We start from the raw sequence: 19250 nt of genomic DNA, 5'->3' as shown, positions 1-19250 counted from the left end.
CACGCTCATGCCCGCCGGGGGTTGAGCGGCCCGGGGCTTTGCCCTAACGCTTGGGCATGCGAATTCTCTATCTTGGCGATGTGATGGGGCGGGCCGGACGGCGCGCGATATCCGAGGGGCTCGGCGCCCTCAAGGAACGGCTGCGCGTCGATTTCACCGTGGTGAACGGCGAAAACGCCAGCGGCGGCATGGGGCTTACGGCGGGGCATGCGGCGCTGATCCTCGAATCGGGGGCCGATTGCATCACGCTGGGCGATCATGCCTTCGACCAAAAGGACATGCTGTCCTTTATCGATACCGAGCCGCGCATCATCCGCCCGCTGAATTATTCCAAGGCCGCGCCGGGACGCGGCGCGCGTGTCTATGAGGCGACGCGCGGGCGCAAGGTGCTGGTGGCGCAGGTGCTGGGCCAGGTCTTTATGAAGCGGCCCTTCGACGATCCGTTCTCGGCCATCGACGCGGTGCTGCGTGCCCATCCGCTGGGCGGGCAGGTCGCGGCCTCGGTCGTCGACATCCATGCCGAGGCGACCAGCGAAAAGATGGCCATCGGTCATTGGTGCGATGGCCGGACCAGCCTTGTCATCGGCACCCATACCCATGTGCCGACCGCCGATACGATGATTCTGAACCGGGGCACCGCCTATCAGTCCGATGCCGGCATGTGCGGCGATTATGACAGCGTCATCGGCATGGAAAAATCCGAGCCGCTGCGGCGCTTTCTGACCGGCATGGCCTCGGAACGCTTTACCCCGGCCGAGGGCGAGGCGACGCTTTCGGGCGTGATCGTGACCACCGACGACCGCACCGGCCTTGCCACCGCGGTCGAGCCGGTGCGACAGGGCGGGCGGCTTGCGCCCGCGCCGGTTTTCGCCTGATCCTTCCGCTTTCGCTTGCGGCAAGTCGGCGAATCCCGCTAATGACCAGTGCGTAAGTCGAGATTTCGACGTTAGAGACAGGTTGCCTATGTTCGGGATTGAGCTGACGGGAAACAACGCCGCCATTGCGATGCTGATCATCGTGGCGCTGACATTCGTTCAGTTCATCCGCGAAAAGCAGCCGCCCGAGGTGGTGGCCATCGGCTCGGCGGCGACGATGATGATACTGGGCCTGTTGCCGGTGTCGGACGCGGCGGATGTGCTGTCCAATTCCGCGCCATGGACCATTGCCTTCATGTTTCTGATCATGGGCGGCCTCTTGCGGACCGGGGCGCTTGAAATGATGTCGCGCATGGTCTCCAGCCGCATCTCGACCCAGCCGGTGCTGACCGTGGTGATGCTGTTCGGCTTTGTCATCTTCGCCTCGGCGATCATGAACAACACGCCCGTTGTCGCGGTGATGATCCCGATCTTTATCCAGGTCGCCATAAGGCTTGGAGTTTCCCCGTCCAAGTTCCTGATGCCGCTCAGCTATTTCACCATTCTGGGCGGGATGATGACGCTTTTGGGCACCTCGACCAACCTGCTGGTGGACGGGGTGGCGCGCAAGGCGGGCATGACCCCCTTTACCATCTTCGAAATTGCCCCTGTCGGCATCGCGGTCACGCTGGCGGGCATCGCCTATTTCGTGCTGATCGGGCGCAAGCTTTTGCCCGATCGCAGCTCGCTCGCCAGCTTTCTGGGCACCCGGCGCGAGATGAAATATTTCACCGAGGTCGCGATCCCGGAGGATTCGTCTCTTGTCGGTCAGCAGGTGCTGGAGATCCCGCTGTTCAAGCGCGCCGCCGTCCGGGTGATCGACGTGCTGCGCGGCGATGCCTCGCTGCGCCGCAATCTGGCCGAGGTGGTGCTGGAGGCCGGCGACCGCGTCGTGCTGCGCACCGAGATGGCCGACCTTCTGGAAATGCAGGGCAACAAGAACCTGCAAATGGTCGACAAGCTCAGTTCTGTCGCGACCGAGACGGTCGAGGTGCTGATTTCGCCCGGCGCGCGGCTGATCGGGCGGCGTCTGGGCGACATGCGCCTGCGCCGGCGCTATGGCGTCTATGTGCTGGCCGCCCATCGCCGCAGCCAGAATATCGGCCGCCAGCTGGACGATCTGGTGGTGCGCGTGGGCGATACGCTGCTGCTTGAGGGCGCGCCCGAGGATATCGGCCGGCTGGCCGTCGATATGGAACTGGTCGATGTTTCGCGCCCTTCGGCCCGGCCTTATCGCCGCGAAAAGGCGCCTATCGCCATCCTGTCGCTCTTGTCGGTGGTGGTGCTTGCAGCGATGGATGTGGCGCCGATTCAGGCGCTGGCCTTTATCGCCGCGGCGGTGATTCTGGTCACCCGCTGTGTCGATGCCGAAGAGGCGTTTTCATTCGTGGACGGCCGTCTTTTGGCGATGATCTTTGCCATGCTGGCGGTGGGACAGGCTCTGGAACATACCGGCACGGTCAATCTGATCGTGGATTTCGTCGGGCCGTATCTGGCGGGCATGCCGCCTTTCGTGACGCTGGTCTGTGTCTATTTCCTGGGCCTTGCGATGACCGAGGTGCTGTCGAATAACGCCGTCGCGGTGCTTTTGACCCCCATCGCCATCGCGCTTGCACAATCGCTGGGGCACGATCCGCGCGCCTATGTCGTGGCGGTGATGTTCTCGGCGACCGTCGCCTTTGCGACGCCCATCGGCTATCAGACCCATATGATGGTATACGGCCCCGGCGGCTATAAGTTCAGCGATTTCATCCGCGTGGGCATTCCGCTGGACATCGTGACCGGTATCGTCGCCTGTCTGACGATCCCCATGTTCTGGCCGCTGTAACCTCGCCCGGATCAGTCCCGGTCGAAACCTTCGCGAATCGCGGTCTCGGCGCTGGCCGCAAGGGTCTTGCGGGTCGCGCCCTCGACCGGGATCGGGGGGTAAAGACGCACGGTGACGCTGCCCTGCGGATATTGCGCCAAGACCGCCAAAAGATGCGGCCCAAGATCCATATCCCCCCACCAGCCGTAAAAGCGCGGGTCCCGACCGCGTGGCGCGTGGTAATGCGCGCTCATCGGCTGGATGGCCAGCCCTTCGGGCAGGGCGGGGTCCAGAAAGCCCTGAAACAGCGTGGGCTTGAAGGGCAGGACGCGCTGACCGTCGGTGCTGGTGCCTTCGGGAAAGAACAGCAGACGGTGGCCGGCGCGGGTGCGGGCGGCGAATTCCTCGGCCTGGGCGCGGGCCAGTTTCGGGTCGCGGGCGACGAAATGGGTATTGGTGACCCGGGTCAGGATATTGATCCCCGGCCAGCCCGCCACCTCGGCCTTTGAGACGAAAAACACCGGCATGGCCGCGTTTAGCACGAAAATGTCCAGCCAGCTGGAATGGTTCGCGACAATGGCGCCGGGGCCGCGCAGCGGCTGGCCGACACAGCGCCATTTCAGCCCCATGATCCAAAGACAGATGCGACAGACGCCCTGGACCCAGGGGCCGGTGACAGGGCGGCGCGGCCCGGCGATCAGCCGCTCGGCCAGCCGCAACGGAACGATAAGAACCACCCCCAATGCCAGAACCGCGACGATCCCACCGCCGCGCAGCGCGATCAGCAACCAGCCCAGCGGACCGGGGCGGGGGATCGCGGGGGGCGGGGTGTCGTCGTCGCGCCACGTCGCGCGGGCGCCACCGCTCATTCAGGCAGCCGGGTCTGATAGAATTTGAGATGCTTTTCCGACATGTTCTTGGTGTCCAGAAGCAGGAAAACATCGGTCGTGTTAAAGGCGTGATCCAGCCAGGCGCCATCGCCGACCGTGCCGCCCACCCGCAGATAAGCCTTGATCAACGGCGGCATGGCCGTCATGGCGGCGCGGCGATCCATCTGGTCGGGCGCCACCAGGTCCATGGGGTGATAGCCACTTTCCAGCGCCCGCGCGCGCAGCGCGTCAGGGGCCAGATGGTTGCGGTGCAACCAGCTCAGCGGCTGGGCCAGCTGTGCGGTATCGGTGCCGTGAAACGAGGCGACGCCGAACAAAAGCTCGATATCGCGCGACAGGACGTAATCGGCCAGCGCGCTCCAGATCAGATAGAGCCCAAGCCCGCCGCGAAAGGCCGGATCGACACAGGACCGGCCCAGTTCCAGAAGCGACCGCCCCGATGCGCGCAGCGGCGCAAGGTCATATTCGGTATCGCAATAAAAGCGCCCGAAACTGGCCGCCCGGTCCCCCGGCAACAGCCGATAGGCGCCCACGACATGATCGAGCGACTCGCGCGAGCGGCGGTTGTCGACCAGCACCAGATGATCGACGACCTTGTCGAATTCATCGCGCTCAAGCCGGTTCACATGATCGACCAACGGGCCGTCACCGCCCAGTTCCTCGACAAAGACGCGATATCTCAGGCGCTGCGCCGCCAGAAGATCGGCCTCATCCGTGGCCAGCCGGGTTTCGAAATAGGAAGCCTCGGGCGTCATCGTCCGGTAGAAACCCCGCCTGTTTGTCTATCGTCTGTGTCTAGGCGGGCTGTCGTGACAATGCAACCTGATCGGGCAAATGGATCGCTTGGCCGCATCCCGCAACCGGCGTGCCGGCACGGATCCGAAGGCAAAAGATTGACTCGCGTAAAAGTTGAAATAAAATATCCGCACCGACCTAGCAGGAGTTGTCATTGACCAGTTCCAGATTGACGCGGCGACCATCGAGCACCTGCTTTCCGGCATGGGTGAAATTGATGGTGATCCGGTCGCCGATGCGTGACTGGACCTGTCCGGTGCCCCATTCGGGTGCGCCGGGATGTCGCACAATCATGCCAGGTTCAAGGATTTCATTCATTTTACGCCCTTTCATACGGCACAAGGCAGGCTAGCTTTCCATGGACGATCTGACAATCTATCGCACCGCTTCGTCACCCGATCCGATCACGCCCGAAAACCTTGCCGCCCTTGTGACGTCGCGGCTGTGCCATGATCTGGTTTCGCCCTTGGGGGCGATCGGCAACGGGCTTGAACTGTTGGAACTTTCTGGTGATTTTCCCGGAATCGGCAAAAGCGGCGAGATGCTTTTGATCGCGGAAAGCGTTGCGGCGGCGCGGGCGCGGGTGCGCTGGTTCCGCATGGCCTTTGGCCAGGCTGCCCCCGACCAGCGGCTGAGCCTGGCCGAGCTGGGCGCGCTTTTGGCCGATGTCGAGAAAAGCGGCCGCATCCGTCTGCGGCTTGAGGCCGAGGGCGATCTGCCGCGCATCGAGGCGCGGCTGATCCTTTTGGGGCTGATGTGTCTTGAAACCGCGCTGCCCTGGGGGGGCGAGGTGCTGGTCTGTCGCGGGGCTAGTGGCTGGCGGCTCGTGGCGCAGGCCAGCCGGACCAAGCCCGACCCGGCGCTTTGGGGCTGGCTCGACATGGCGCATGCGGCCCAGTTGCCGGCGCCCAACTCATCCGATGTGCATTTCCCGCTTCTGGCCGGTTTTGCCCGTGCCGCCGGGCGCAGCATCGGCTGGGAGCTGGACGAAAGCGGGGGCGAAATCTCGTTCTGATGCCGGGCGCGGGTGGGCGGCCCGGCGGGCCTAGAACTTGCGCAGGGCGCGCTCGAGCTGGCGCCGCCAGGTCGGGGGCGGCTCGCCGGGCAGTTCCTCGAACAGCGTCATCAACAGCTCTGCGGCCTCGTCGTCGTCATGATCCAGCAGCGCCATCCCCGCCTCAAAGCGCAGATGCGGCGCCGCGCTTTGCGCAAGCCGCCGCAATTCCTCGATGGCCGGGCGCGGGTGCCGCGCAAGCGCCGCGCGTGCCAGATTCAGCCGATAGCTGCCGGCGCGGCGGCGGTTCGCGCGATGCATCTCGCGGATGGCGGCGGGGTCCAGCCGGTCCTCGACCACCATTTCGGCGATGCCGCCAATGCCGCCGGCCACGCCGATGACGCTGGTCGCGGGATGCCCGCCATAGGGCAGGGCGAGCCGCAGCAGATTGGGAAATGCCTCTGTGATCATGTCGGCATGGATGCGGTCGACCCGGATCGCGGGGTCATAAAGCACAAGGCCCGCGAGGCCCGGATCGCCGCGCGTCTCGGGGCGGGGCATGGGCTGGCCAATGGCCTCGAACTTGCGCCGGCGCCCGGGATCGAAGGGGGCGACGGCCGGGTCGATGCAATATTGCGGCGATACCGCAAGGACCCGCCGCGCATGGCAATCCGCCGAATATAGCAGCACCGCATAGCCGCCCATGGAAAACCCCGTCGCCACCACCTCGGGCCAGGCGCGGGTGTGGTGGCGCAGCGCCTCGGACAGCGCCTGACTGCGGTCCGAGATGTACCAGTCCCGCCGCGCCGTCTGCACGATCAGCGCGTCTATGCCCAGCCGTTGGGCATAGCGCGGAAAGCTGGCCGGCATGAATTCGTCCGCGTCCTTGCGGCCATGTTCGAACCCGACCGCCAGCCGCCGCCCGTCGCCCCGGCCGCGAAACAGCGTGAGGCGATAGCGCTCGTCCTCGTACAGCCGTTCGGGCGACATCAGGGGCGGATCGTACCGTCGCCGGTGACCAGATATTTGAAGCTGGTCAGCTGTTCGGCGCCCACCGGGCCACGGGCATGCATCTTGCCGGTGGCGATGCCGATTTCCGCGCCCATGCCAAACTCGCCGCCATCGGCGAACTGGGTCGAGGCGTTCCGCATCAGGATCGCGCTGTCGAGTTCGTTGAAGAACCGGGCCGCGGTGGCGTCGTTTTCGGTCAGGATCGCCTCGGTATGGCCCGAGCCGTGGCGGCGGATATGTTCGATGGCGCCGCCGACCCCGTCGACCAGCTTTGCGGCGATGATCCTGTCCAGAAATTCCTGTCCGAAATCGCTCGATTCCGCCAGCGTCGCGCCGGGAATTTCGGCCAGATCGCCCTCGGCGCGGATCTCGATGCCGGCATCCATGAGATCCTGAATCAGCACCGCGCCATGCTTGTCGTAAAAGGCGCGGTCGATCAGCAGGCATTCGGCGGCGCCGCAGATGCCGGTGCGCCGGGCCTTGGCGTTCACCACCACGCGGCGGGCCTTGTCCAGATCGGCATCGCCATCGGCATAAACGTGGCAGATGCCTTCGAGATGGGCAAAGACGGGCACCCGGGCCTCGCGCTGGACCAGCCCGACAAGGCCCTTGCCGCCGCGCGGAATGATGACATCGACCAGCCCCTGCGCGCGCAGCAGCGCCGCCACGGCGGCACGGTCGCGCGTCGGCACCAGCTGGACCGAGGCTTCGGGCAGGCCCGCCTGAACCAGCCCCTTGACCAGCGCCCGGTGGATCGCCGCCGAGCTGTGCAGGCTTTCCGAGCCGCCGCGCAGGATCACCGCATTGCCGGCCTTGATCGCAAGGGCTGCGGCATCGGCGGTGACATTGGGGCGGCTTTCATAGATCACCCCGATCACGCCCAGAGGCGTCGCCACCCGGCGGATGTTCAACCCGTTCGGCCGGTCCCATTCGGCCAGAACCCGGCCCACCGGATCGGGCTGTTCGGCGACTGTGCGCAGGCCGTCGGCCATGGCGCGGACGCGGGCGCCATCCAGCCGCAGCCGGTCCAGCATCGCCGGCGAAAGTCCCTTTTGCACGCCAAAGGCCATGTCTTCGGCATTGGCGGCCAGAATGTCGTCGGTGGTGGCCAAAAGCGCCTCGGCCGCGCCGATCAGGGCGGCGTGCTTGCGCTCGGCGCTGGCCTGAGCCAGCGAAACGGTCGCCTCGCGCGCCTTGGCGCCCAGGCTCGCGATCAGCGCGTCGGCATCGTTCTGGGTCAGGTCTTTCATCTTGGATCCCCCTGCTTGGCCTTTCAGATAGGGCAGACAGGCGCCGAAAACCAGAGCAAAGCCACCGGCGCGCCGGTTCGCGCCGATCCGCCGCAGCGTGTCAGCCGCATTCGGAATAGCCGCAATTCGGACAGGTCTGACAGCCCTCGACCATCATCAGGCCGTATTGGCCGCAGGACGGGCAGGCCGGCCCCCGGGGGCGTTCCCGCGCGCGGGCGTCGTCGTCGTCCGCGCCGTTCTGGCCCGCGCTCTTATGGGCCAGAAGCGCCCGCGCCTGCGGGTCGGATTTCAGCCCCATGCCCTCGCCCTGCAAAAAGCCGGTGGCGACCATGTGGCGTTCGATCACGCCGCCGATGGCCGCCAGGATCGAGGGCACATAGCGCCCCTCGATCCACGCCCCGCCGCGCGGGTCGAAGACGGCCTTCAGCTCTTCGACCACGAAGCTCACATCGCCGCCGCGCCGGAAGACGGCCGAAATCATCCGCGTCAGCGCCACGGTCCAGGCGAAATGTTCCATGTTCTTCGAGTTGATGAACACCTCGAAGGGGCGGCGCTGACCGGCCTGAACGATGTCGTTGATGGTGATATAGATCGCATGCTCGCTGCCCGGGAATTTCAGCTTGTAGGTCGCACCCTCAAGCGCGCCGGGGCGGTCCAGCGGTTCGTTCAGATAGACCACCTCGCCACCCTGATCGGGCGTGTGATCGGGCGCATGATCGGGATCGGGGTCCGGCTTGCGCGCGGCCCCGGCCGTGTCGGCGACAGAAAGCACGCTGCCGGTCACGTCATTGGGACGATAGGTGGTGCAGCCCTTGCAGCCCAGATCCCAGGCGGCCAGATAGACATCCTTGAAGTCCTGAAAGCCGATATCTTCCGGCATGTTGATGGTCTTCGAGATCGAGCTGTCGACCCATTCCTGGGCGGCGGCCTGCATGGCAACGTGTTCCATCGGCGCCAGCATCTGCGCATCGACGAAATGATCGGGCAGGGGGGCATCGCCATGCCGCGCGCGCCAGATCGCGACGGCGTAATCGACCACCTCTTCCTCGCGCCGGGTGCCGTCCTTTTCCAGCACCTTGCGGGTATAGGATCGGGCAAAGACCGGCTCGATCCCGGAACTGACATTGCCGGCGTAAAGGCTGATGGTGCCGGTGGGGGCGATACTGGTCAAAAGCGCGTTTCGGATGCCGTGTTCGGCCACCGCCGCGCGCACATCGCCGTCCATCCGCGCCATGAAGCCCGAGGCCAGAAAGGCGTCGGCGTCAAACAACGGGAACGGCCCCTTTTCGCGGGCCAGATCCGCGCTGGCCAGATAGGCGGCGCGGGCGATGGCATGCATCCAGACCCGGGTCTGTTCGACCGCATCGGGCGCGCCATAACGCAGGCCCAGCATCAAAAGCGCATCGGCAAGCCCGGTCACGCCCAGCCCGATGCGGCGCTTGGCCTGCGCTTCAAGCGCCTGCTGGGTCAGGGGAAAACGCGAGGCGTCGACGACATTGTCCATCATGTGCACCGCGACGCGCACCAGATCGTCCAGCGCCGCCATGTCCAGGCGCGCCCCGGGCGTGAACGGCGCCTCGACCAGCCGGGCAAGGTTCACGCTGCCCAGAAGGCAGGCGCCATAGGGCGGCAAGGGCTGTTCGCCGCAAGGGTTGGTCGCGGCGATGGTTTCCGCATAGCGCAGATTGTTCATCCGGTTGATGCGGTCGATAAAGATCACGCCCGGCTCGGCATAGTCATAGGTCGCGCGCATGATCCGGTTCCACAGATCGCGGGCGGGCAGGCTGCGATAGACCCTGCCACCGAATTGCAGATCCCAAGACGCGTCCTCGCGCACCGCCTGCATGAAGGCATCCGTGACCAGCACCGACAGGTTGAACATGCGCAGTCGCGCGCTGTCCTGTTTGGCGGCGATGAAATCCTCGATATCGGGGTGGTCGCAGCGCATGGTGGCCATCATCGCGCCGCGCCGGGCGCCCGCCGACATGATCGTGCGGCACATCGCGTCCCAGACATCCATGAAGGACAAGGGCCCCGAGGCATCGGCCGCCACCCCATGGACCGGCGCGCCGCGCGGGCGGATGGTGCTGAAATCGTAGCCGATGCCGCCGCCCTGCTGCATGGTCAGCGCGGCCTCTTTCAGGGCCTGGAAAATGCCCTCCATGCTGTCGGGGATGGTGCCCATGACGAAACAGTTGAAGAGTGTGACCTCGCGTCCCGTGCCGGCGCCGGCAAGGATGCGGCCGGCGGGCAGGAACCGGAAATCCTCAAGCGCAGCGTAAAAGCGGTCCTCCCACAGGGCCGGATCGGCCTCGGTCCGGGCGAGGTCGCGGGCGACGCGGCGCCAGCTGTCTTCGACCGACAGGTCGACGGGGGTGCCATCGGCCTGTTTCAGCCGGTACTTGCTGTCCCAGATCTGTTCGGCAATGGGGGCGGCAAAGCGGGTCATGATGCATCCTCGGGCGTGGTCCCTGACCGAGGATAACAGATAATCATCCGATCCGGCGACGTGAAGCCCGCGCGGCAAGCCGGTCGCGGAGCAGGAGGGCCGCGGCCGCCAGAATGATCGCGATCTCGGCCAGAACGCTCCAATGCGTGAGAAAGCTCAGCACCCAATGCGAGCGCGTCGCCGGCACGGTCACAAGCGTGATCAGCCGGTCCGAAAACGGCCAGAGCCAGAGGATGCCGCCATTGAACGTATCCAGTACCAGATGCAGCATCACCGCGCCCAGAAAGGCCGCCGCCGGCGCCAGCCAGCGCCGGGCGGTGACCGCGATCAGCGGCAGGACCAGCGCCGCGATCCCGGCCCAGATCATCGGGATATGCGGCCAGAAGCGGTGGTGATGGGTCTGGCCCTGATCGACGAGATGGAACCAGAACATGTCGAAATCCGGTGCCACGCTGCCGATCAGGGCGGCGATCAGCACCGCGCGGTCGCGGCCGCCCGCCGCGCGCCCGAAAAGATAGCCCGAGGGCAGATGCGCAAGGATCATGGCCCGTTCACCTTGCCGTTCACCTGCGCGTCACTGGCCGGTCAGCTCGTCGATGACGTTTTGCCACAAGGCCGCCGGCTGGGCGCCGCTGACCACATGGCTGTCGGCGACGATGAAGGTCGGGACCGAATTGATGCCCCGTTCGCGAGCGTGGATTTCGCGGCGCAGGATTTCATCGCGATCGGCATCCGAGGCCAGAAGGCGGCGGATCATTTCGCCGTCCATCCCGGCCTTTTCGCCGATGGCGACCAGAGTGTCGGGGTTTGCGATATTCTGCCCCTCGCGCCAGAAGGCCCGCATGAGGCCGGACATGACCGGGGTCTGCGCACCCTCGAGCCCGGCCCAGTACAGCAGGCGGTGGGCATTCAGCGTATTGGGCATGCGCTCGATCAGCGAGGGGTTGATCCACAGGCCCAGCCGCTCGGACGCCGCCATCACCGGCTTCATGGCGGCGATGATGCCGGCCTCGTCCTTGAATTTCATCTTCATATAGGCGGGATAGGGCATCCCGGCCGGCGGCATCTGCGGATCAAGGCGGAAGGGTTGCCAGGTGATCTGGAACGGATGGCCGGGGCGGCTTTCCAGCGCGCGGTCCAGCTCGGCCTTGCCGATCATGCACCAGGGACAGACCGGATCTGCAAAGATGTCGAGGCGGATCTGTCCGGCATCCTGAAGGGCGGGCTGATCGGCGGAAACGCCTGTGGGCTGGGTGGTCATCGTGGCGGTCCTTGCGGGTGGGATCGGCAGGGCCTGCGGCCCCTTTCGCCGGTATCATGGCATTATCACGGGGCGGGGTCGAGGCCGGTGCCGAAGCGCGACCGCCATTCCCGTTGCAACGCGTCGGAGGCTGGGCCATCGGTGGAAAGCGCCATGCGCAGGCCCGGCATGCTGCCCCGGTTGGCACCGCAGATCGCGCGCAGCCTGTCCCGCCCCGCCGCGATGATCCCGGCCCCCTGGGCGCGCCGCCAGAAGCGGGATCCGTGCCGGCCCCACCCCGGCGGCGGGGATCAGTGCGGTCGCGCCGAAGGCCAGAACCGGCGGCAGGCCGGTCGGGCATGACGTGGGGTGCTTGCAACAGGATGCGGGTCAGGTTCTTGGCAGCGTTCCGTCGTGGTTCCGGCCGGTTCCGGACGAAACCGAAGCTGGGGGCTTTGCGCCCCCGTCGCGCGGCGCGCGCGACTCCCCCGCAGGATATTTGGGCATGAAAGAGAGCCGAAAGGGCGCGTCATGCGACCTTGGGGCAGGGATGGGTTCGCGTAAAAGTACAACGGCCCGCCGTGAGGCGGGCCGTTGCGAAATTCCATCAGATACGCGGATCAGAGCAGTTTCAGATCCGAGGCCGAAGCGCGGCCATCGCGGCCGGACTGCAGTTCGTATTCGATTTTCTGGTTGTCGTTCAGGCCGGTCAGGCCGGCACGCTCAACTGCCGAAATATGGACGAACACGTCCTTGCCGCCGTCATCGGGGGCAATGAAGCCATAGCCTTTGGTGGCGTTAAACCATTTCACGGTGCCGGTAGCCATTACCGTCTCTCCTTCAAGTCATTCCGGGGCGAGATTGCCCAGGCCGTGCAGCCCTGTTTCCGTTCAAGTCCGGCTGCCCCGTGAAGGGAGCGGTAGAAAGTCGTGCTCACGCCACGTGGAAAATGAATGATTCGTCCGAAAACGCAAGCGGGAATGCGCCAATCAGCTTGACGCAAGGTCAAGATGATTGGCTTTTCGGCGAATTATTGCTGGTCGTTTCGCGTCAGGCGGGGTCAGACGAGGTCGGGCGGGGTCGCTTCGGCGCGAAGTTCGTCGATGGCCTGGGCGAGAGGGCGGCTTTCGCTGCCCTGCCGGTCGAGGCGGCGGATCGAGACCGAGCGTTCCTCGACCTCTTTCATGCCGATGGCCATGATGACGGGCACCTTGCCGACCGAATGTTCCCGGACCTTGTAGTTGATCTTTTCGTTGCGGGTATCGGCCTCGGCGCGCAGGCCGGCGGCGCGCAGGGTTGCCACGATTTCATGGACATAGTCATCGGCGCCCGAGACGATCGAGGCGACCACGATCTGGCGCGGCGCGAGCCAGAGCGGCATCTTGCCGGCATAGTTTTCGATCAGGATGCCGATGAAGCGCTCGAAGCTGCCCAGCACCGCGCGGTGCAGCATCACCGGCATGTGCTTGTGCCCGTCCTCGCCGACATATTCGGCATCGAGGCGCTGGGGCAGGTTGAAATCGCACTGGAAGGTGCCGCATTGCCATTCGCGGCCGATGGCGTCGGTCAGCTTGAAGTCGAGTTTCGGGCCATAGAAGGCGCCGTCGCCGGGATTGACCTCATAGGGCAGGCCGAGATGTTCGATGGCCTTCGCCAGCGCCGATTCGGCCTTGTCCCAGATTTCGTCCGAGCCGACGCGCACGTCGGGGCGTGTCGACAGCTTGATGTCGAATTTCTCGAATCCCAGATCCTTGTAGACCGAGGACAGCAGGCCGATGAAGCCTGCGCATTCGGCCTCGATCTGGTCCTCGGTGCAGAAGATATGGGCATCGTCCTGGACGAAGCCGCGCACGCGCATCAGCCCGTGCATCGAGCCCGAGGGTTCATAGCGGTGGCAGGAGCCGAATTCGGCCAGCCGCAGCGGCAGGTCGCGATAGGATTTGATGCCCTGGTTGTAGACCTGAACGTGGCAGGGGCAGTTCATCGGTTTCAGCGCGTTGATGCGCTTTTCCTTGGCGCCTTCCTCGTCGACCTCGACGATGAACATGTTCTCGCGGTAAGCTTCCCAATGGCCGGATTTTTCCCAGAGCACCCGGTCAACCACTTGCGGCGTCTTGATTTCCTTGTAATCGGCGCGGACGAGGCGGCGGCGCATATAGGCCTCGAGCTCGCGATAGATCGACCAGCCGTTCGGGTGCCAGAAGACCATGCCGGGGGCTTCTTCCTGAAAGTGGAACAGCTCCATCTCGCGGCCAAGCTTGCGGTGGTCGCGTTTCGCGGCCTCTTCCAGCATGGTCAGATGGGCTTTCAGGTCATCGCGATTGCGGAAGGCCACGCCATAGATGCGTTGCAGCATCGGGCGCGAGGCATCGCCCAGCCAATAGGCGCCGGCGACATGGGTCAGCTTGAAGGCGTCGGCGGGGACCTGTCCGGTGTTTTGCAGATGCGGGCCGCGGCAGAGATCCTGCCAGTCGCCATGCCAGTACATGCGGATCGGCTCGTCCCCCGGGATGCGGTCGAGAAGTTCCAGCTTGAAGGGTTCGTTCGCGGCCTCGTAATGGGCGCGGGCGCGGGCGCGGTCCCAGACCTCGGCGCGGACCGGATCGCGGGCGGCGATGATCTGTTTCATGCGTTGTTCGATGGCGCCGAGGTCTTCGGGGGTGAAGGGTTCAGCGCGGTCGAAATCGTAAAACCAGCCATAATCGCGCACCGGGCCGATCGTGACCTTGACGTCGGGCCACAGCTCCTGGACCGCGCGGGCCATGATATGGGCGAGGTCGTGGCGGATCAGTTCCAGCGCCGGTTCGCTGTCCTTGATCGTGTTGATGGCGATCCGGCCCGAGGTGTCGATCGGCCATTGCAGGTCGATATGCGCGCCGTCAAAGCTGGCCGAGATGGCGGCTTTCGCAAGGCTGGGGGCGATGGAGGCCGCGACCTCGGCGGCGGTGATGCCGGCGGGATAGTCGCGCGAATTGCCATCGGGGAATGTGAGGGAGATCTGGGACATATGGTCCTCCTCGTCGGTTTGGCGCCCACGGAACGCCCGGTTGCGGGTTATGTGGCGGCGGGTGTCGCGCGATTGCCGGACAATGTCAATGCGGTTAGGGATGAGGGGGGCTTTGCGCCCCCGCCGCGCGATGCGCGACTCCCCCGCAGGATATTTGGGACATGGATGAATGACGGAATTTCTGGAAGGGCCGCAGGGGCGGCGCATCGCCTATAACCGCGTCGAGGGTGCGGGGCCGGGAGTGCTGTTTCTGGGCGGGTTCAAGTCGGACATGCAGGGCACCAAGGCGGTGTTTCTGGAGGAATGGGCGCGGGCGACGGGGCGGAATTTCCTGCGCTTCGACTATTCGGGGCATGGCGAATCCGACGGCCCCTTTGAAGAGGGCGCCATCGGCGACTGGTTGGCGGATGCGCAGGCGGTGCTTTCGGCGCTGACCGAGGGGCCGCAGATCCTGGTCGGGTCGTCCATGGGCGGCTGGATCAGCCTGTTGCTGGCCCGCGCCATGCCCGAGCGGGTGGCCGGGCTGGTCACCATCGCCGCCGCGCCCGATTTCACCGAGCGCGGGTTCTGGGCCGAGTTTTCCGATCTTGAGCGTGCCAAACTTTTGCGTGAAGGGCGGATCCTGCGGCCCAGCGATTATGGCGAGCCTTATGTGATCACGCGCCGCCTGATCGAGGAGGGGCGCGCGCATCTGGTCATGGAGGCGCCCTTGCCGCTGTCCTTTCCGGTGCGCTTTTTGCAAGGCACGGCGGACCGGGATGTGCCCGCGTCATGGGCGACGGATCTTCTGGGGCATGCGCAGGGGTTGGATATGCGGCTTTTGCTGGTCAAGGGCGCCGATCACCGCTTTTCGACGCCCGAATGCCTTGGGCTCATCGGTGAGGCCGTCGAGGAGCTGTTGGAGCGGATCTGAGATTGGCCGCCAGCCGGACCGTGGCGGAACGATGGCAGGACAAAGGGCGCGGTCCATCCGGCCCGCGCCCTTGTCGTTTCCGTTCCGGTCGTTTCCGGTCAGACCGCGATGCGGCTATCCTCGCCGGGGTTCGGAGAGGGCGAGGTATCGACCGCGCGCGGCCCCTTGCGGCGGCGGCGGACCGGGCTGGCGGGGTTCGCGGCCTCGTCGATGAAGTCCAGAACCAGCGGGCGGATGTTGAGCCGCCAGCTTTTGCCCGCGAAGATGCCGTAATGGCCGGCGCCGGGTTCGAGGTGCTGGGTCTTTTTGCCATGTGGCACGCCGGTGCACAGATCCAGCGCCGCGACGCATTGGCCGGGGGCCGAGATGTCGTCATTGGCGCCTTCGACCGTCATCACCGCGACATTGGTGATCTTGCCGATATCGACCGACTTGCCGTTCACGGTGAAGCGGTTTCGCGCGATGTCGCGTTCCTTGAAGATGCGCTCGACCGTCGAGAGGTAGAATTCGGCGGTCATGTCCATGACGGCCAGGTATTCGTCATAGAAACGGTTGTGCTTGTCGCCTTCGGAGCCTTCGCCGCGGGCCTCGGCGAAGATCTTGTCGAGAAACGCCTTGGCATGGGTGTCCGCATTCATCGCGATGAACGAGGACAGTTGCGCAAGCCCCGGATAGACCATGCGGCCGGCGCCGCGATATTTGAAGCCGACCTGCTGGATCATCAGGTAATCCAGTTCGCCCATGGTCAGGCGGTTGCCGAAATCGGTGACCTCGGTCGCGGCGGCATCGGGGTCGATGGGACCGCCGATCAGGATCAGCGAACGCGGCTGGGCCTCGGGGGTTTCCTCGGCCAGAAGGGCGGTCGCGGCCAACGTCAGCGGCGCCGGCTGGCAGACCGCGATCACATTGGTGTCGGGACCCAGATGGCGGATGAAATCGACCAGATACTGGGTGTAATCCTCGACGTCGAACTTGCCGCAGCTGACGGGAATGTCACGGGCATTGTGCCAATCCGTCACATAAACTTCGCAATCGGGAAGCAATGAGGTCACAGTCGTTCGCAACAGGGTGGCATAATGGCCCGACATCGGCGCAACCAGAAGCACCTTGCGCGGCATGGGATCGCGGCGGGCGACGCGGAAATGCACCAGATCGCCGAAGGGGCGCTTCATCTCGGGTTCGACATAGACGATATGGTCCTGTCCGTCCTCGGAGACGATGGGCGGAATTTCCCAGTCCGGCTTGATGACCATGCGGGCATAGCTGCGTTCCGTCACGCGGCCCCATGCCGACATCAGCTTGAACATCGGATTCGGCGCCAGCGCGAATGCCGGCGAGGACGCGATGGCGCGTGCGGTGGCGCCCATCCACTCGCTGGTGTTACGCACCGTCTCCATTGCATCATAGGAGATGATGCCCTTCAGGCCTTTATACGTTGCCATCGCGATCCAATCTTGAATTGGGCTTGCCGGAGCAGGACACGGCTTTACCTGTGAGATGTGCTGAGCATAATGATTTTACGGTATGGAGAGGATTGTCAATTATGGCTGGCAAAGACGACAAAGGCCGGGAACCACCTGTTGCTGAAACTCCTGCCGGGGCTGGCCGGCGCCGGGCGGGCGCAAAACCCGCGCCGGGCGCTGCGGCGGACAAGGCGGCCCCCCGGCGCGCCGCATCGGATGGCGCTAATACGGCAGGGGAAAAAACCGCCCCGAAAACCCGCGTGAAAGCCGCCGCCAAGGCGGATGGCAAAGCCGCGACCCCGGCCAAGGCCGCGACCAAGACCGCCGCCAAGGCCCCGGCGGCGCAGGCCAAGGCCGCCAAGGCGGGGCCGACATCGCGCGCCGCCGCCGCGCGCGCCCGCACCGCCAGCCGCAGCGACACCCGGACGGGAACCCATCGCAAGACCGCCAAGCCCGCCGTGGAAAAGGCCGCCGAGGCGAGCGCCGGAATGGTTGCCGCCGATGACGCCTTGCGTCCCGCCGGGGCGCCCGCATCGGCCGGCATCAATGCCAAACCTGCGCAAAAACAGGTGGATACCCATGCGACCGCCCCTGAGCCGCAATCCCCGCCCCTTGCGCAGGACCCGAAACTGACCCCCCGCACCGCCGCCTTTGTCGAGGCGGCCTTTGGCACGGGAAGCCATCTGCCCGAACAGCTGGCCCAGAATATCGAGCGGATCGAATCGCTGACCCAGCGCTTGATCAGCGCGCTGTCGCAGCGGCCCCAGCACAGCCCGGGGGTCGAGGCGCCGGGAACTGAGCTTTTCACCACCGCCACCGCCGCCTGGATGAAGCTTTTGGCCGAACAGCCCGAGCGGGTGATCGGCCAGCAGGTCAGCTTTTGGGGCGAGACGCTGCGTCACTTTGCCGAGGCCCAGGCCGCGTTCGCGCGCGGCACGCTGAAGGCGCCGCCGGACGAGTCGCCGCGCGACCGCCGCTTTGCCAACCCGCTTTGGGAATCGCATCCCTTTTTCAACTTCATCCGCCGCCAGTATCAGATCAATTCCCAGGCGCTCGAGGACGCGGCCGGGGCGCTGGACGTGCCGGACATGAGCGACCGCCGCCGCATCACCTGGTTCACCCGCCAGATGATCGACATGATGGCGCCGACGAATTTTCTGGCCACCAATCCCGACGCCCTGGAAAAGGCGATCGCGACCGAGGGCGAAAGCCTGGTCAAGGGGCTGGAAAACCTGGTGCGCGATGTCGAACACAGCGGTGGCGAGCTGATCGTCTCGCTTGCCGATCGCGATGCGTTCCGCGTGGGCGAGAATATCGGCACCACCGAGGGCACGGTCGTCGCCCGCACCCGGCTTTACGAGCTGATCCAGTACAAGCCCACGACCGATTCGGTCCATCAGATCCCGCTGGTGATCTTTCCGCCATGGATCAACAAGTTCTACATCCTTGACCTCAAGCCGCAGAACAGCCTGATCAAATGGATCGTCGATCAGGGCTATACGCTGTTCGTCGTTGCCTGGAAAAACCCCGATCAAAGCTATGCCGATACCGGCATGGCCGAATATGTCCAATCCTATGTCGAGGTGATGGACCGGGTGCTGGACCTGACCGATCAGGAAAAGCTGAACGTGGTCGGCTATTGCATCGCGGGCACCACGCTGGCGCTGACGCTGTCGCTGCTCAAGCAGCGCGGCGACGACCGGGTCAATTCGGCCACCTTCTTCACCACGCTGACCGATTTCTCGGATCAGGGGGAGTTCACCGCCTATCTACAGGACGATTTCGTCTCGGGGATCGAGCAGGAGGTCGACCGGACCGGGCTTTTGAGCGCGCGGCTGATGACGCGCACCTTCAGCTTTCTGCGCGCCAACGACCTGATCTGGGCGCCGGCGATCCGCAGCTATATGCTGGGCGAGGCGCCGCCGGCCTTCGATCTGCTGTTCTGGAACGGCGACGGCACGAATCTGCCCGGGCGGATGGCGGTCGAATATCTGCGCGGCCTGTGCCAGCAGAACGCCTTTGTGAAGGACGAGGGGTTCGAGCTGCTGGGCAAGCGCCTGCGCGTCGGGGATGTCGACGTGCCGATCTGCGCCATCGCCTGCGAGACCGATCACATCGCGCCGGCGCGCGACAGCTGGCGCGGCGTCGCCCGGATGGCGTCGCGTGACAAGACCTTCATCCTGTCGGAATCGGGCCATATCGCCGGCATCATCAACCCGCCCAGCAAAAAGAAATACGGCCATTACACGTCCGATGTCGGCTTTGCCGATGGCTGGGAGGCATGGCGCGAAAAGGCCAGCCATCACGCCGGCAGCTGGTGGGGCCGCTGGGGCGACTGGCTGGCCGAACGCTCGGGCCGCATGGTCCATGCGCGCGACCCCGGCAATGGTCTGGGCGCCGCGCCGGGCGAATATGTACACGAGCGGAACGCGTAAAAATTCTGCACCGCAGCAAAAATCGCTTGCAATGCTGCGGTGCAGAAAGTATATCGGGGACAGTTCAAGTTAACCGGTGCTC

Annotated in this window: 16 protein-coding genes; 5 read left to right on the top strand and 11 right to left on the bottom strand. The window is 65.2% G+C overall.

Features of this window, described 5'->3' with window-relative positions; all coding sequences use genetic code 11:
- Nucleotides 1-56 precede the first annotated feature (56 nt).
- Together ACFOMH_RS01075 and ACFOMH_RS01070 are read left to right on the top strand one after the other, a co-directional pair.
- Entirely contained in the window at nucleotides 57-875 is an 819-nt protein-coding gene (locus ACFOMH_RS01075; protein ID WP_374424775.1) for a TIGR00282 family metallophosphoesterase, read from the top strand.
- Between the two features lie 88 nt (nucleotides 876-963).
- Nucleotides 964-2742, top strand: coding sequence for an SLC13 family permease (locus ACFOMH_RS01070; protein WP_377742060.1), 1779 nt, complete (start codon nucleotides 964-966; stop codon nucleotides 2740-2742).
- A gap of 11 nt (nucleotides 2743-2753) precedes the next feature.
- Here ACFOMH_RS01070 and ACFOMH_RS01065 read toward each other — a convergent pair whose 3' ends face one another.
- From ACFOMH_RS01065 to ACFOMH_RS01055, 3 genes are all read right to left on the bottom strand, one after another.
- On the bottom strand, nucleotides 2754-3590 hold the full coding sequence (locus ACFOMH_RS01065; RefSeq protein WP_374424779.1) for a lysophospholipid acyltransferase family protein: 837 nt from the start codon (nucleotides 3588-3590) through the stop codon (nucleotides 2754-2756).
- Nucleotides 3587-4366 carry a GNAT family N-acetyltransferase gene (locus ACFOMH_RS01060; RefSeq protein ID WP_374424781.1) on the bottom strand — a complete coding sequence of 260 codons (780 nt, stop codon included), beginning with the start codon at nucleotides 4364-4366 and terminating at the stop codon, nucleotides 3587-3589. The genes ACFOMH_RS01065 and ACFOMH_RS01060 overlap by 4 nt, the downstream gene beginning before the upstream one ends.
- A gap of 178 nt (nucleotides 4367-4544) precedes the next feature.
- On the bottom strand, nucleotides 4545-4724 hold the full coding sequence (locus ACFOMH_RS01055) for a DUF3553 domain-containing protein (RefSeq protein WP_374424783.1): 180 nt from the start codon (nucleotides 4722-4724) through the stop codon (nucleotides 4545-4547).
- A gap of 40 nt (nucleotides 4725-4764) precedes the next feature.
- Here ACFOMH_RS01055 and ACFOMH_RS01050 point away from each other — a divergent pair, with 40 nt between their 5' ends.
- Nucleotides 4765-5421, top strand: a complete 657-nt coding sequence (locus ACFOMH_RS01050) for a histidine phosphotransferase family protein (protein WP_374424785.1) — start codon at nucleotides 4765-4767, stop codon at nucleotides 5419-5421.
- 30 nt (nucleotides 5422-5451) lie between these two features.
- On the opposite strand, the gene ACFOMH_RS01045 is transcribed toward ACFOMH_RS01050, so the two are convergent.
- The 7 genes from ACFOMH_RS01045 to thrS form a co-directional block, all read right to left on the bottom strand.
- Nucleotides 5452-6390 carry a HEAT repeat domain-containing protein gene (locus ACFOMH_RS01045; protein WP_377742057.1) on the bottom strand — a complete coding sequence of 313 codons (939 nt, stop codon included), beginning with the start codon at nucleotides 6388-6390 and terminating at the stop codon, nucleotides 5452-5454.
- Nucleotides 6390-7661, bottom strand: a complete 1272-nt coding sequence (locus ACFOMH_RS01040) for a glutamate-5-semialdehyde dehydrogenase (protein WP_377742055.1) — start codon at nucleotides 7659-7661, stop codon at nucleotides 6390-6392. The genes ACFOMH_RS01045 and ACFOMH_RS01040 overlap by 1 nt, the downstream gene beginning before the upstream one ends.
- Nucleotides 7662-7761: 100 nt before the next feature.
- Nucleotides 7762-10110, bottom strand: coding sequence for an adenosylcobalamin-dependent ribonucleoside-diphosphate reductase (locus ACFOMH_RS01035; RefSeq protein WP_377742053.1), 2349 nt, complete (start codon nucleotides 10108-10110; stop codon nucleotides 7762-7764).
- Nucleotides 10111-10153: 43 nt separating this feature from the next.
- Nucleotides 10154-10654, bottom strand: coding sequence for a metal-dependent hydrolase (locus ACFOMH_RS01030; RefSeq protein WP_377742051.1), 501 nt, complete (start codon nucleotides 10652-10654; stop codon nucleotides 10154-10156).
- A 30-nt stretch (nucleotides 10655-10684) separates the two neighbouring features.
- Nucleotides 10685-11371: a DsbA family oxidoreductase gene (locus ACFOMH_RS01025; protein ID WP_377742049.1), complete on the bottom strand. Its 687-nt coding sequence runs from the start codon at nucleotides 11369-11371 to the stop codon at nucleotides 10685-10687.
- 599 nt (nucleotides 11372-11970) lie between these two features.
- Entirely contained in the window at nucleotides 11971-12177 is a 207-nt protein-coding gene (locus ACFOMH_RS01020) for a cold-shock protein (protein WP_036715999.1), read from the bottom strand.
- Between the two features lie 233 nt (nucleotides 12178-12410).
- Nucleotides 12411-14357, bottom strand: coding sequence for a threonine--tRNA ligase (gene thrS, locus ACFOMH_RS01015; protein WP_377742047.1), 1947 nt, complete (start codon nucleotides 14355-14357; stop codon nucleotides 12411-12413).
- Nucleotides 14358-14526: 169 nt separating this feature from the next.
- On the opposite strand from thrS, the gene ACFOMH_RS01010 reads away from it, so the two are divergent.
- Nucleotides 14527-15270 carry an alpha/beta fold hydrolase gene (locus ACFOMH_RS01010; protein ID WP_377742045.1) on the top strand — a complete coding sequence of 248 codons (744 nt, stop codon included), beginning with the start codon at nucleotides 14527-14529 and terminating at the stop codon, nucleotides 15268-15270.
- 98 nt (nucleotides 15271-15368) lie between these two features.
- On the opposite strand, the gene phaZ is transcribed toward ACFOMH_RS01010, so the two are convergent.
- Nucleotides 15369-16712 carry a polyhydroxyalkanoate depolymerase gene (gene phaZ, locus ACFOMH_RS01005; RefSeq protein WP_377742043.1) on the bottom strand — a complete coding sequence of 448 codons (1344 nt, stop codon included), beginning with the start codon at nucleotides 16710-16712 and terminating at the stop codon, nucleotides 15369-15371.
- Between the two features lie 281 nt (nucleotides 16713-16993).
- Between phaZ and phaC the strand changes: the two genes are divergently transcribed.
- Nucleotides 16994-19168, top strand: coding sequence for a class I poly(R)-hydroxyalkanoic acid synthase (phaC, locus tag ACFOMH_RS01000; RefSeq protein WP_374424803.1), 2175 nt, complete (start codon nucleotides 16994-16996; stop codon nucleotides 19166-19168).
- Nucleotides 19169-19250: the final 82 nt, after the last annotated feature.

It is taken from the genome of Paracoccus mangrovi, from assembly GCF_042648425.1.
Lineage (GTDB): Bacteria > Pseudomonadota > Alphaproteobacteria > Rhodobacterales > Rhodobacteraceae > Paracoccus > Paracoccus mangrovi.
Note: the sequence above shows the minus strand (reverse complement) of the source record. Positions and strands in the feature narration are given on the sequence as shown.

Bases quoted from the DNA above. Each gene is read 5' to 3' on its own strand.
- ACFOMH_RS01075 (WP_374424775.1), top strand. From the start codon at position 57: ATGCGAATTCTCTATCTTGGCGATGTGATGGGGCGGGCCGGACGGCGC.
- ACFOMH_RS01070 (WP_377742060.1), top strand. From the start codon at position 964: ATGTTCGGGATTGAGCTGACGGGAAACAACGCCGCCATTGCGATGCTG.
- ACFOMH_RS01065 (WP_374424779.1), bottom strand. From the start codon at position 3,590: ATGAGCGGTGGCGCCCGCGCGACGTGGCGCGACGACGACACCCCGCCC.
- ACFOMH_RS01060 (WP_374424781.1), bottom strand. From the start codon at position 4,366: ATGACGCCCGAGGCTTCCTATTTCGAAACCCGGCTGGCCACGGATGAG.
- ACFOMH_RS01055 (WP_374424783.1), bottom strand. From the start codon at position 4,724: ATGAATGAAATCCTTGAACCTGGCATGATTGTGCGACATCCCGGCGCA.
- ACFOMH_RS01050 (WP_374424785.1), top strand. From the start codon at position 4,765: ATGGACGATCTGACAATCTATCGCACCGCTTCGTCACCCGATCCGATC.
- ACFOMH_RS01045 (WP_377742057.1), bottom strand. From the start codon at position 6,390: ATGTCGCCCGAACGGCTGTACGAGGACGAGCGCTATCGCCTCACGCTG.
- ACFOMH_RS01040 (WP_377742055.1), bottom strand. From the start codon at position 7,661: ATGAAAGACCTGACCCAGAACGATGCCGACGCGCTGATCGCGAGCCTG.
- ACFOMH_RS01035 (WP_377742053.1), bottom strand. From the start codon at position 10,110: ATGACCCGCTTTGCCGCCCCCATTGCCGAACAGATCTGGGACAGCAAG.
- ACFOMH_RS01030 (WP_377742051.1), bottom strand. From the start codon at position 10,654: ATGATCCTTGCGCATCTGCCCTCGGGCTATCTTTTCGGGCGCGCGGCG.
- ACFOMH_RS01025 (WP_377742049.1), bottom strand. From the start codon at position 11,371: ATGACCACCCAGCCCACAGGCGTTTCCGCCGATCAGCCCGCCCTTCAG.
- ACFOMH_RS01020 (WP_036715999.1), bottom strand. From the start codon at position 12,177: ATGGCTACCGGCACCGTGAAATGGTTTAACGCCACCAAAGGCTATGGC.
- thrS (WP_377742047.1), bottom strand. From the start codon at position 14,357: ATGTCCCAGATCTCCCTCACATTCCCCGATGGCAATTCGCGCGACTAT.
- ACFOMH_RS01010 (WP_377742045.1), top strand. From the start codon at position 14,527: ATGACGGAATTTCTGGAAGGGCCGCAGGGGCGGCGCATCGCCTATAAC.
- phaZ (WP_377742043.1), bottom strand. From the start codon at position 16,712: ATGGCAACGTATAAAGGCCTGAAGGGCATCATCTCCTATGATGCAATG.